Consider the following 13,100-nt stretch of genomic DNA (forward strand, 5'->3'; position numbering starts at 1 on the left):
AGTCACGGCGGTCAAGCCTTGAACAGTTCCCTTTTTCCCGAGGAGAAAACCATGTCACACACTACCGTATTAGAGTTGCAGGGGCTTTCCTGTGGGCATTGCGTCGGCAATACCCGCAAGGCTCTAGAAGCCGTTCCCGGCGTGACGTCGACCGAAGTCAGCGTCGATTCTGCCACTGTTTATGGTGATGCGCAGCCGCAAGCGCTGATAACTGCCGTGGAGAATGCCGGTTATCACGCTAAATTGGGCGAGGTTAACAGCCACCCAAAAACTGAGCCGTTGACTGATGCAACATCTTCGTTGCCGGAAACTCAGACAGCGGTACAGGTTTCCCCTCCGGCAACAAATAATAATGACGACAGCGTGCAGCTTTTGCTCAGCGGTATGAGCTGCGCCAGTTGCGTTAGTAAAGTACAAAACGCGCTGCAAGGCGTACCCGGCGTCGAACAGGCGCGAGTAAACCTGGCAGAACGCAGCGCATTAATTACCGGCTCCGCCGATTCCGCCCTGTTAATCGCCGCAGTAGAAAAAGTGGGTTACGGCGCGGAGATGATTCAGGACGAAACCGAACGCCGCGAACGTCAGCAGCAAACGGCGAAAGCTAATATGAAGCGCTTTAGCTGGCAAGCGGCACTAGGGCTGGCGTTAGGTGTCCCGCTGATGGCCTGGGGCGTATTCGGTGGCAGCATGTCATTGACGCCGGAAACTCAGCGTCCGTGGTTGATCGTCGGCATGATTACCTTGGCAATCATGGTGTTTGCCGGTGGGCATTTCTATCGCAACGCTTGGCGCGCCTTGATGAACGGCAGCGCGACAATGGATACCTTGGTGGCGCTAGGTACTGGCGCGGCGTGGCTGTATTCCATCAGCGTTAATATTTGGCCCGATTTTTTCCCGATGGAGGCACGACACCTGTATTACGAGGCCAGCGCGATGATTATCGGTTTAATTAACCTCGGCCATGCGCTAGAACAACGAGCACGGCAACGTTCCTCACAGGCATTAGAACGCCTGTTGGATCTCACTCCGCCAACCGCTCGCTTGGTGACAGACGACGGTGAAAGAAATATTCCGTTGGCTGAAGTCCAACTGGGTATGACACTGCGCCTCACCACTGGCGACCGCATCCCGGTCGATGGTGAAATCATTCAAGGGGAAGTCTGGCTCGACGAAGCCATGCTGACTGGCGAAGCGGTGCCACAGCAAAAAAGTATCGGTGATACGGTTCACGCCGGGACGGTGGTCGAAGACGGTAGCGTGCTGTTCCGCGCCGCCGCTATTGGTAGCCAAACCACGTTAGCGCGCATCATCAAACTGGTGCGTCAGGCGCAAAGCAGTAAACCAGAAATTGGTAAAATGGCTGACCGTATTTCGTCAGTATTTGTACCGGTGGTCGTCGTGATTGCGTTGTTCAGTGCCGCAATCTGGTACTTCTTCGGGCCACAACCGCAGTTGGTCTACACCTTGGTGATCGCTACCACCGTGTTGATCATCGCCTGTCCTTGTGCGTTAGGGCTGGCAACACCGATGTCGATTATTTCCGGCGTCGGGCGTGCCGCTGAGTTTGGCGTATTGGTTCGCGATGCCGATGCATTGCAGCAGGCCAGTACCTTGGACACGCTGGTATTCGACAAAACCGGTACTTTGACCGAAGGCCAACCACGGGTGGTGGAGATCGTCACCTTTAACCAGACCAGCGAACAGCAGGCATTGAGTTGGGCCGCCGCGCTGGAACAAGGTGCCAACCATCCACTAGCACGTGCGATTGTCAGCCATGCCGAAGGGCAAACTCTGCCGCAGGTGGAACAATTCCGCACCCTGCGTGGTGCTGGCGTCAGCGGTGAAATCGAAGGCGTAAAACTGCTGTTGGGTAACGCCAAACTGTTGCAAGAAAACCAAATCGATACCTCCGGGCTGGAAACTCAAATGCAACAACAGGCTGAACGCGGCATTACGCCGGTATTATTGGCCGCCGACGGTAAACCTGCTGCTTTGATCGCCATCCGAGATCCACTGCGCAGCGATAGCGTGGCCGCTTTGCAACGTTTGCATCAGCAAGGCTATCAGTTGGTGATGTTGACTGGCGATAACCCGGTCACGGCTAATGCTATCGCTAAAGAAGCCGGTATCGACAAAGTGATTGCTGGCGTGTTGCCAGACGGCAAAGCAGAAGCGATCAAGCAACTGCAAGCCCAAGGGCACCGCGTGGCGATGGTGGGTGATGGTATCAACGATGCCCCGGCCTTAGCTCAAGCGGATGTGGGTATCGCGATGGGCAGCGGTAGTGATATTGCTATCGAAACTGCTGCTATCACATTAATGCGCCACAGCCTGAACGGCGTTGCCGATGCGCTGGCCTTGTCTAAAGCAACGTTGAGTAATATGAAGCAAAACCTGTTAGGGGCATTTATTTACAACGCCTTGGGCATCCCGATCGCCGCCGGTGTATTGTATCCGCTAACCGGTACGCTACTCAGCCCAGTAGTGGCTGGGGCGGCAATGGCACTGTCTTCCATTACCGTGGTCAGCAACGCTAACCGTCTGTTACGCTTCAAACCTAAACAATAACCGCAAGGGCCGATTCTTCGGCCCTTTTCCTTTGCTATTAAATGATTAGCGTTTAGCATGAGGGGTCACCAATAGGAGCCACTCATGGGTCAACTGTTACGCCGCATCGCTGTTTTCCTTGGCATTATTTCCCCCATTGCTCACGCCTACCCGGCGTTTGATGTCACGTTACCGGGAGATCGCCAGCTCCATCTGGTAGGCAGCATTCATATGGGCACCGCTAACATGTCACCACTACCCAGTAAACTGATCGCACGTTTGCAGCAGGCCGACGCTTTGATTGTCGAGGCCGATATTACGGGTTCCTCTTCCCCCTTCGATCACAGCGATGACTCACCCGATTTAGAGCAACGCCTCTGTGCCGAAGAATATCAACGTTTACAAACGCTATGTCATGAGCTTGGCACCGATCCTGCCGATTTCTCTACCCTACCCGGTTGGCAAGTGGCGTTGATGATGCAAGCACGTCAGGCACAGCGCTTAGGATTACGCGCAGAGTACGGGGTCGATTATCAATTATTACAATCCGCCAAAAGTCAGCATAAACCGGTGATCGAGCTGGAAGGCGCTGAAGAGCAGTTAACTATGTTGAAGCAGTTGCCGGAAGGAGGGATGTCATTATTGCGCGATACATTGACGCATTGGCACACCAATGCACGCCTACTGCAAACGATGATGAGTTGGTGGCTCGATACTCAACCTAGCAGCACCTTGGAACCACTCCCGCCAACCTTTAGCACTGAGCTGTACGATGTCTTGATGCATCAGCGCAACCGTAGTTGGTTAGAGAAGTTACAACAGTTACCTCCAGGGAACTACGTCGTCGCAGTCGGTGCATTGCATCTGTACGGCGAGGGTAACCTGCCCGAGATGCTGCAAGCACGATAAAAAAATGGCCAATATCGCTATTGGCCAGTCAAAGAGGAATTTCTTATATTTTAGTTATACGCATTGTAACCGTGTTAACGGTTACAATTGAATAGGGTAGCAACCCAGCGAACAACTTGGCAACCTGCTTTACGTATTCCTATTCTGCTTGCCATCTTTAGCGCACCTTTGTTACCACAATATGACACTTTCCGACGAGGAACATTCTGGGAACCACATTATGACGCCCGCAGTCGTTTTACTTGAAAAACAAAAAGTTAGCTTTACCCTGCACCCTTATCACCACGACAGTGATGAGACTAACTTCGGCGACGAAGCGGTCAAGAAGCTAGGGTTAAATGCCGATCAGGTCTACAAAACCTTGCTGGTTGCTTTAAATGGCGATGCTAAACATCTGGCTGTTGCCGTCACTCCGGTCGCTACTCAACTTGATTTGAAAAAAGTCGCTAAAGCTTTGGGCGCCAAAAAAGCCGAAATGGCCGATCCACAATTGGCACAACGCATCACTGGTTATCTGGTCGGTGGCATCAGCCCTTTAGGGCAGAAAAAACGCCTGCCTACGGTCATTGACAGCCCAGCGCAGCAGTTCACGACAATTTTTGTTTCGGGTGGTAAACGTGGGTTAGATATCGAACTCGCGGCCAACGATTTATGCCGTTTGCTGTCGGGGACTTTTGCCGATATTGCTAAACATGATTAATTTTTATTTAAGGATGCCATGATGCTGAAAGTGATCGCTCAAGATTTTATGCGGTTAGATTGCCTCGATATTGTCATGCCTCTGTATCGAGAACTGGTTGAAAAAACCAAGCAGGAAGAACTGTGCATTGCCTATGATTTGTATGTCGATCAAAAAGATCCGGGGCATTTTACCTTTATTGAAGAATGGCCAGATCAGGCGGCGTTAGACGCTCATTGCCAAAGTGAACATTTTAGAAGGCTGGTACCACAGATTAACCAGTATCAACGACAAGACTGCATGGTGTTGCTTATGGAGCCGTTTGAAAAAACAGCCTCTTGAGTTATCTCGGCGGTTTTTATTTTATTAGCAAATAGAAACCGCATTTTGGTGTAGATATTATATCTTATGATAGCATCAATTTTTCATGCAATAAATTCCATCATCAATAACACCCCATCTCCTGTGACAATGCGCCTTTCTGTGATTTAACCACATTGGCAATATCTGCTGGTAATGTCGGCCAGATGGTGAGATGTGGATGAGTTCTTTTTTCAATACTTTCTATCGTGACTTGATAATCACAAATATTAGCGGATTTAGGCGTCTCCTGATCCATCAAGAAAGCAGCATACTGTTGTTTAGCTGGATTCTCACCAATAAATATTATTTTCCAGTAGCCACTTGGAATCTGCACGGTGGGTGCATTAGGTAATACCGCCACATTACGTTCAAATAAGGGGCCGGTCACTACATAAATCGTCGATATCTCTGGACGATTTGCCAAATCCCGTTCTTTGTCCTCCAACCTGGCCCATGCACCTTGGTTCAACGCAGCTTTTTGCGGTGTAATATTGGAAAGATAGTTTAATGCAGACCAATCTGACGCCGCGCCAAGGCTTGCCAGCGGAGCCTGATGACCACGATCTACGGCTAATGCTGCACTGGCGCTAGAATATGCAGCAGGAGTCAACGTATCAGAGTCAGGTAATTCAGGATCCTGCTTCCAGTTTCTCTGACGACCACTCGCTTGACTGTCTTTGGTTATTCTATACGCAACCCAATTAGCAAACTTGGTAGTACTGTTATTATTTAATGTATAAACATCTCGAATCACTATTTGCGAACTTCCACCGGCAGGACAACCCATACCACAGTTATCATCGGTAATATTAACGCCTGTTTTTATTGGCGGTGTTTGCTCTACTGGCTGACGAGATGAGTCAATAATAGAACAGGCACTTAACAATAATATAGGAATAAGCTTGATGAAATTAAGCTTCATACTTCTCTCATTTTTAGCCATAGTACATCCTAAATCACTCGAGTATATATGGCTGGGACGACTCATCGTAGTCAAAAAAACACACAACCTAAATGATGATGAAAATATCATCTGTTAATAATTTGGTAGCAGTCAGCGGTTTTTCTGGTCACAGGTTTAGAAAAACCGCCGCGATATTACGTTATTTATAAACAATCTCACCTTTCGGCTCATAGGCCGCCGCATCTAGCGGTGAGTGTTTTTCGATGTACTGTTTTAGCACTTCGGCATCAACAAAACCGGTATTAACGTAGCTCGGTAAGGTATCGATCTTCGGATAGCCATCACCGCCTAAGGCGTTGAAGCTCAGCGTGGCGATACGATAAGTTTTATCTTCCTGTAACGGCTGACCTTTGATCTTCACATCGCTGACACCCTTACCATCCACCACCAAGCTTACGTTGCTAAACTGCGCGTAAGCACCGGAATCTGGTTTCATATTGGCCACTACCGCCAGATATTTTTCGACTTCGCTGCCTTTCATATCGGCATACACCAGCGTGTTACCAAACGGCTGTACTTTCAGCACGTTTTTATAGGTGATATCACCCGCTTCAATTGAATCACGTACTCCGCCACCGCTCATGACCGCAAAGTCCGCACCCGCACGTTCCATCTGAGCGGCCAGTAACACGCGCGCCAGATTGGTTTGTACGAAGCGAACTTTGCTGCGATCACCCTCTAATTTGCCGTTAACGCTACCAACCTTCACTTCTAGCTGCGCTTTGCCTTTATCTTGGAATGGCGTCAACAATTTCATCATGCCCGGATCTTCTGAGATCTGCTGGGTATAGTAGACACGCTCGCTGGTACCGTCTGCCTTCTCAACCTTCTTCTTCAGGTTGACCGGGATCAGTTGGTAATGCACTAATTTCAGTTCGCCATTGCGGAAGGTGAAATCAGCACGACCGACATATTTCCCCCACTCATGCGCCTGGACTATCCAAGTCCCATTCTGACGATCTGGCGCGCAAGGCGTACCCGGCACGTAATCCACCTGTTTGTGGTTTTCGCTCGCCATACATACCGGATCTTGCGAGTGACCACCCACAATCATGTCCAGATAGCCTGCAGGTAGGCTACGTGCCATTTCTACATCACCCGGCGCGTTTGAGCCGTGCTCACCATTGTCATAATGCCCCATATGGGTTGCGGCAATAATGACGTCGGGTTTTTCTTCTTTACGCAGTTGTTCTACAACTTGTTTGGCTTCTTGCGCCGGTACGCGAAATTCAATATCGGTGAAGAACTCTGGATTGCCGATTTTGGCGGTATCATCGGTCGTCAGGCCAATAACTGCGATCTTGACGCCTTGCTTATCAAACAGCGCATAGGGTTTGAACAGACGCTGTTGGGTGCTTTTCTGATAGATATTGGCGGAAAGCAGCGGGAAAGTGGCCCACTTTTCCTGCTGACGCAGCACGGTAAGCGGGTTGTCGAATTCGTGATTGCCGATCGCCATGGCGTCGTAACCAATCAGGTTCATACCGCGAAAATCAGGCTCCGCATCCTGTAGGTCAGATTCTGGTACGCCGGTATTAATGTCACCCCCAGAGAGCAATAACACGCTGCCACCTTTCGCCGCTACTTCCTGACGAATACTGTCCACCAGCGTTTTTTGCGCGCCCAAACCGTACTCACCGTAATCATTTTGCCAGAAGTGGCCGTGGTGATCGTTAGTGTGCAGGATGGTGATGTCGTAGGTTTTATCCTTTTCCCAAGCGTTGGCTAGCCCTGATGCAAAAGTCAGGGAAACGGCCAATGCACATGCGGTGGCCTTTAGCGAAAAACTCATGGCAGCTCTCCGTGTGATAAATATTGACGAGAGCAAGATTGTAGCGCGGAATTACTACAAGAGATTTCAAATTTTTGCAATTTGGATCACAGTTGAGTTAAGGACACTGAAACTGAGTTCAGCGCCCTTGCTGAAGGAGATTAAAATTGCAGGGTTAAACTCAACTGCGCAGCATTACCTTCAGGCCGATTGGCAACATCGAATTCATTAACCCAGCGTAACGATGTTGAAATTCTTGATTTACCAATGACTTTCTCATAAGTCACTACTGGCCCGATGCCAAGCGAACGGCCTCGATAGCCATCGAGTTTGTCCGCCAATTCGCCTTTGTCATCACTGAGTTGTTGGATCCAGCCAGCATTTAACCCAACCCCCCAATCATTATGAAAACGTTTCAACGCTAAGCCGTCAAAACGCACCAATGTTCCGTTGGTATAATTAGTATCAGGATTACGAGTATAAAATTCCAGACCAGTAACACCAGTAAACTCAATATTATAAGCAGGCCAAATAGTGGTGTAAGTTACGCTAGGAATAAATGTCCAGGTATTTTGCCCGGCGTTAGCCAAGCGATCTTTATCGTAACTGCCCGTAGGAGCAAATACCTGCATACTGAACAGCATGTGTGAGACTTCACTAAAATGGTAATCCGCCATCAAGGGAACAAACATTATGTCAGCGAACTGAGTGGAGGTGTCCTGATCAACGATAGAGTGCGTTTTACCTTGTAGCGATGCTTTCACATCCGTGTATTGCACGGGAATACTCACACTAGAACCAAATGTCCAACGATTATCATTCCCCCAGACATACAGTGAGCTCAATAAGTTGTACGAAATGTGGTAATCCAGCCCAGAGCGAAGTTGCCCAGCAACAGGAACCGATTTCGAACGGCTAATATTACCTTCGTAATAAATACTGGAGAACGACACGATAGGACCCGTTTGGGTAGGCAAAATACCGGCCAAAGGCAAAACCTGCATCCCGGTAATAGGTCGCCCGACACCGCCTTCAGTGGCATGAGCGGTAGTGACCGTCCCTATAGCCAAGAGTGCGAGAGCAACGCGGGAGAAACGACTTGCAGCAAAAAGTTGCTGCATGATAAAAGGGTTATTCTTCACTGAATCAATCCTTAATTCCATTAAGTTTCTAGGTCGAGTCTCATTATACCTAAGAAAGCAGAGTGGCAAGCTCCCGGCTTCCCTTTCGGAATATTCTTTTAATGAGTGCATCGACGAACCAAGTAACAAGCGTAGCCAACACAGATGCAGCTTGAAATATGACTAGTATAGTCAAAATCAAACAATCTGATTAATATATCGGTTCTTCACCTGAAACTTACCGGGCTAATAATAACATGACTAATCGAAGTGAAGCCGCCATGCCACCTGCAAAGGGCAGCGCGGTTAAAGGTACTGCTTTCTCTATCCTCGGTGCCATCAGCGTTTCTCACCTGCTTAATGACATGATTCAATCGCTGATTCTGGCGATTTATCCCATGCTACAAGCCGATTTCAATCTGAGTTTTGTGCAGATCGGGTTGATTACTCTGACTTATCAATTGACGGCATCGCTGCTGCAACCGTTGATCGGCGCTTATACCGACAAACACCCGCAACCCTACTCGCTGCCAATCGGCATGGGCTTTACCCTGTGCGGTCTGTTGCTATTGTCGGTCGCGAATACTTTCCCGATGGTTTTAGTGGCAGCAGCCTTGGTCGGTACTGGTTCTTCGGTGTTCCACCCAGAATCCTCCCGCGTGGCACGCATGGCCTCTGGCGGACGCCATGGGTTGGCGCAATCGCTGTTCCAGGTCGGTGGTAACTTTGGTAGCTCGCTGGGCCCTTTGTTGGCCGCTTTACTGATCGCCCCTTATGGCAAGGGCAACGTCGCTTGGTTCTCTTTGGCGGCTCTGCTGGCAATCGTAGTGTTGTTGCAAGTCAGTAAATGGTATCAACATCAGCACCGTGCCACACAAGGTAAGCCAAAAGCCGTTTCGACGGTCACACCGCTGCCGAAACGCACCGTTTACTTCTCTTTGGGGATCTTGCTAATACTGATTTTCTCCAAATACTTCTATCTCACCAGCATCAGCAGCTATTACACCTTTTATTTGATACATAAGTTCGGTCTTTCGGTACAAAATGCGCAGTTCCATCTGTTCGCCTTCTTGTTCGCCGTTGCCGCCGGTACCATTATTGGTGGACCTCTTGGGGATAAGTTCGGGCGAAAATATGTTATTTGGGGCTCCATCCTCGGTGCTGCGCCGTTTACCTTACTTTTACCTTACGCCTCGCTAGAATGGACGGGTATTCTGACGGTGATCATTGGTTTGATCCTCGCCTCTGCTTTCTCTGCCATTTTGGTTTATGCGCAAGAGTTGATTCCGGGGAAAGTCGGTATGGTTTCGGGCTTATTCTTCGGTTTTGCTTTTGGTATGGGTGGTTTAGGCGCGGCAATACTCGGTTATGTGGCTGATTTAACCAGTATTGAGTTGGTCTACCAAATCTGTGCTTTCCTGCCATTAATTGGCATTGTGACCGCATTCCTACCGAATATGGAACAAAACCGCCACTAAGCGCGTCAAAACCCGGTTGACAACCTTTTATCAACCGGGTTATTTTCTATATAAATCAACAAGATTTAGTTTAACTCCTGATAAATCCCACTCTTTATCTATTTTCCACAGCATAGACTACTTTTTCACACAACCATGCCACTTAGCCAAGCAAGACGCTGATAAATGCAATAAACTTAAGAGAATTCCCCGCTGTGGCGCACAACAAGAAGGAGTCTGGATGCACCATTCAACACCGCTGATCACCACTATTGTCGGAGGGCTAGTCCTCGCCTTCCTCCTTGGCATGCTGGCCAATCGCCTGCGCATTTCCCCATTAGTGGGATACCTTGCCGCAGGGGTTCTCGCCGGCCCGTTTACTCCCGGTTTTGTCGCCGATACCTCATTGGCACCGGAACTGGCGGAAATCGGTGTGATTTTGTTGATGTTCGGTGTTGGTCTCCACTTCTCACTTAAAGATCTGCTCGCCGTCAAAGCCATTGCTATTCCCGGTGCCATCGTGCAAATCGCCTTCGCTACCCTGTTGGGGATGGGTCTGTCGCACCTGATGGGTTGGGATTGGGTTACCGGTATGGTGTTCGGTCTGTGCCTCTCTACCGCCAGTACCGTGGTGCTATTACGCGCCTTAGAAGAACGGCAACTGATTGATAGCCAACGTGGGCAGATCGCCATCGGTTGGCTGATTGTCGAAGACTTGGCGATGGTGTTAACGCTAGTACTGTTACCGGCCTTCGCCAATATGCTTGGCAGCGGGCACACCAGCAGCAGTCAACTGCTCGGTGAGTTGGCACTCACCATCGGTAAAGTCATCGCCTTTATTGCGTTGATGGTGGTGGTTGGACGTCGCGCCGTGCCGTGGCTGTTGGCAAAAACTGCCAGCACCGGTTCACGTGAACTGTTCACATTGGCGGTTTTAGCGTTGGCGCTGGGTATCGCCTATGGTGCGGTCAAGCTATTCGACGTTTCCTTTGCTTTAGGCGCGTTCTTCGCCGGTATGGTGCTGAATGAGTCAGAATTGAGCCATCGTGCTGCTCACGACACTCTGCCCTTACGCGATGCCTTTGCGGTGCTGTTCTTCGTTTCCGTCGGCATGTTGTTTGATCCGATGGTTGTGCTGCATGAGCCACTGGCGGTATTAGCCACCTTAGCGATTATCGTGTTTGGTAAATCGGTGATCGCTTTCTTGTTGGTGAAGATGTTTGGTCACTCAAAGCGTACTGCGTTGACCATTTCCGTCAGTTTGGCGCAGATTGGTGAGTTTGCCTTTATCCTCGCGGGCTTAGCTATCACCCTCGGCATGATGACCGGGCCGGGTCGTAATCTGGTATTAGCCGGGGCGATTTTGTCGATTATGCTCAACCCATTGCTGTTTAGTCTGCTGGAACGCTATCTGGCCAAGACTGAAACCATCGAAGAACAGAGTCTGGAAGAAGCGGTAGAAGAAGAGAAGCAGATCCCGGTCGATATGTGTAACCATGCGTTGGTGGTCGGCTATGGGCGTGTAGGCAGCCTGCTGGGCGGTAAATTGGCCGAAGCGGGCGTGCCGTTGGTGGTGATCGAAAGTTCTCGCACACGGGTAGAGGCTCTTCGTGAACAAGGTATCCGCACCGTGCTCGGTAACGCCGCCAATCCAGAAGTGATGGAACTCGCTCGCCTCGATTGCGCGCGCTGGCTGTTAGTCACCATTCCTAACGGCTACGAAGCCGGTGAGATAGTCGCTTTCGCCCGCAGTAAACGACCGAATATCGAGATTATTGCCCGCGCACATTATGACGATGAAGTGACTTATATTACCGAGCGCGGAGCCAATCAGGTGGTGATGGGGGAACGTGAGATTGCCAATACCATGCTGACTAGTTTGCGTTTAGAGACACTGAGCGAAGAAGAAAAAGCCGGTGGTTGCCCGATTTAAGTCCAATCAAAACAAAAATGGCGCTCAATTCGAATTGAGCGCCATTTTTTTATCTTTCCCAGTACGACTCTTCCAAACTGTCTTCCCGCTCCGGTAGGCCGCGAGTTAAGCGAGGTGAATGCTGATTCAGCACCTGATAGCTCACGCGGTTAGCGTATTTGCACACCTGCGCCAATGAGGAATAAGTCAGGTAGCTGCGCACGTGTTTGCTGGAATTCGGCACGTTGTTACGGTGGAAACCGTTAGCCGCAATGTCATGCAACATAGCGGACAGCGCGCCATCACCGGCTCCGTTGGTGTTCATGATTTTCTCTGGCCCGCCCATATAAGGCGCGATATGCGAGTAAACACGGAACGGGTTTTCGCAGCTGTTACGGCGCATCGCACGACTGAATTCATAACGGTTGAATTCGGCGATATGCCCCGGCAGCAGCGGATGTTGGGTTTCGCGCTTGTTGGCTTCTTCGGTGTAACCCGCCATATACAAACCACTTGGCCCGGCGGTGCATAGTACTAAATCCACCCACTCCAGCGCCATATCGGAAGCCATCAGCGGGTCACTTATACCCGTCAGTTCCAGCGCTTCGTCTTCATTCATTGCCAGAATCGACACGTTCTCTTTTAGGAAATCACGCCACCACTGCGGGTTGTCGGCAATCACGTATTTCGTACCTAGCGTCAGTACCACCGGCACGTCATGCTTTTTAGCATATTCAATCGCCTTCATGGTGGCGGCTGGCATCGGCTCGCCCGGTTTACAACGCACCAGATAAGAAGTGAGTACTAACGCCGATGCGCCAGCGATCACTTCTTCCGGGATGCTTTCTGGACGCAGTTGATTCATCTGACCTGGGCTGATAGCAAAGGTACGCTCACCACTTTCGCTAATCAGCGTAAAGCAGCGACCAATGGCGCCATCAACGGCTTGCAGATAGTTGAGATCGGTACGGCTAGAGGTGTTACACAGATAGCGGTAGGCATAGCTACCGATTTTGATATTGCTGCACATCACACCGAGCAGGATAGAACGGTCATCCGCCAACACAGAATAGTTGTGCATGGTATTGCCGATGGTACCACCCGCAAATTGGTGAGTGATCAGATTTTTGTCGGTGAGTTCCTGATACAGCGCCTCGGCGACGTCGTCTTCAATCACCAGAGAGTGCCCCAAACTCAGGCCGTAACGCTGGACAAACGTGTCATCCACTTTTGCTTCAATATCTACCAGCGTCTGATCGATACCGACCACATAAGAAGTGCTGATTTCGCTCTCTGGCTGTGCCTGCTGCAATAAGGGATCGCGGGCGTTCACCGGAAAATAGTGTTTGGATTTACGTTTACCAGGAAATTTCATGT

The 13,100-nt window shown here is 50.0% G+C and carries 10 protein-coding genes; 6 read left to right on the forward strand and 4 right to left on the reverse strand.

What is annotated here, in order from left to right; all coding sequences use genetic code 11:
• The first annotated feature begins 51 nt into the window (after positions 1-51).
• From copA to AC3ISQ_RS16555, 4 genes are all read left to right on the forward strand, one after another.
• Positions 52-2,568: a copper-exporting P-type ATPase CopA gene (copA, locus tag AC3ISQ_RS16540; protein ID WP_489348246.1), complete on the forward strand. Its 2,517-nt coding sequence runs from the start codon at positions 52-54 to the stop codon at positions 2,566-2,568.
• Positions 2,569-2,652: 84 nt separating this feature from the next.
• Positions 2,653-3,456, forward strand: coding sequence for a TraB/GumN family protein (locus tag AC3ISQ_RS16545; protein ID WP_489348248.1), 804 nt, complete (start codon positions 2,653-2,655; stop codon positions 3,454-3,456).
• A gap of 220 nt (positions 3,457-3,676) precedes the next feature.
• Entirely contained in the window at positions 3,677-4,156 is a 480-nt protein-coding gene (ybaK, locus tag AC3ISQ_RS16550) for a Cys-tRNA(Pro)/Cys-tRNA(Cys) deacylase YbaK (RefSeq protein ID WP_489348250.1), read from the forward strand.
• 21 nt (positions 4,157-4,177) lie between these two features.
• Positions 4,178-4,477, forward strand: a complete 300-nt coding sequence (locus AC3ISQ_RS16555; RefSeq protein ID WP_489353343.1) for a putative quinol monooxygenase — start codon at positions 4,178-4,180, stop codon at positions 4,475-4,477.
• 103 nt (positions 4,478-4,580) lie between these two features.
• On the opposite strand, the gene AC3ISQ_RS16560 is transcribed toward AC3ISQ_RS16555, so the two are convergent.
• The 3 genes from AC3ISQ_RS16560 to AC3ISQ_RS16570 form a co-directional block, all read right to left on the reverse strand.
• On the reverse strand, positions 4,581-5,420 hold the full coding sequence (locus AC3ISQ_RS16560) for a DNA/RNA non-specific endonuclease (RefSeq protein ID WP_489353345.1): 840 nt from the start codon (positions 5,418-5,420) through the stop codon (positions 4,581-4,583).
• A 181-nt stretch (positions 5,421-5,601) separates the two neighbouring features.
• Complete coding sequence (ushA, locus tag AC3ISQ_RS16565) at positions 5,602-7,254, reverse strand: bifunctional UDP-sugar hydrolase/5'-nucleotidase UshA (protein WP_489348252.1); 1,653 nt, start codon at positions 7,252-7,254, stop codon at positions 5,602-5,604.
• A gap of 140 nt (positions 7,255-7,394) precedes the next feature.
• Positions 7,395-8,375 (reverse strand): SphA family protein, encoded by a 981-nt coding sequence (locus AC3ISQ_RS16570; RefSeq protein WP_489348254.1) that lies wholly within the window; start codon positions 8,373-8,375, stop codon positions 7,395-7,397.
• Positions 8,376-8,611: 236 nt separating this feature from the next.
• Here AC3ISQ_RS16570 and AC3ISQ_RS16575 point away from each other — a divergent pair, with 236 nt between their 5' ends.
• Together AC3ISQ_RS16575 and ybaL are read left to right on the forward strand one after the other, a co-directional pair.
• Positions 8,612-9,832, forward strand: coding sequence for an MFS transporter (locus AC3ISQ_RS16575; protein ID WP_489348255.1), 1,221 nt, complete (start codon positions 8,612-8,614; stop codon positions 9,830-9,832).
• A 220-nt stretch (positions 9,833-10,052) separates the two neighbouring features.
• The gene (gene ybaL / locus AC3ISQ_RS16580; protein ID WP_489348257.1) at positions 10,053-11,744 is read left to right on the forward strand and encodes a YbaL family putative K(+) efflux transporter; all 1,692 of its coding nucleotides are present in this window, start codon (positions 10,053-10,055) and stop codon (positions 11,742-11,744) included.
• A gap of 49 nt (positions 11,745-11,793) precedes the next feature.
• Here the strand turns inward: ybaL and AC3ISQ_RS16585 are convergent, their stop codons facing one another.
• The gene (locus AC3ISQ_RS16585) at positions 11,794-13,098 is read right to left on the reverse strand and encodes an inosine/guanosine kinase (RefSeq protein ID WP_489348259.1); all 1,305 of its coding nucleotides are present in this window, start codon (positions 13,096-13,098) and stop codon (positions 11,794-11,796) included.
• Between the last annotated feature and the right edge of the window lie 2 nt (positions 13,099-13,100).

It is taken from the genome of Serratia sp. KH_031, from assembly GCF_057839655.1.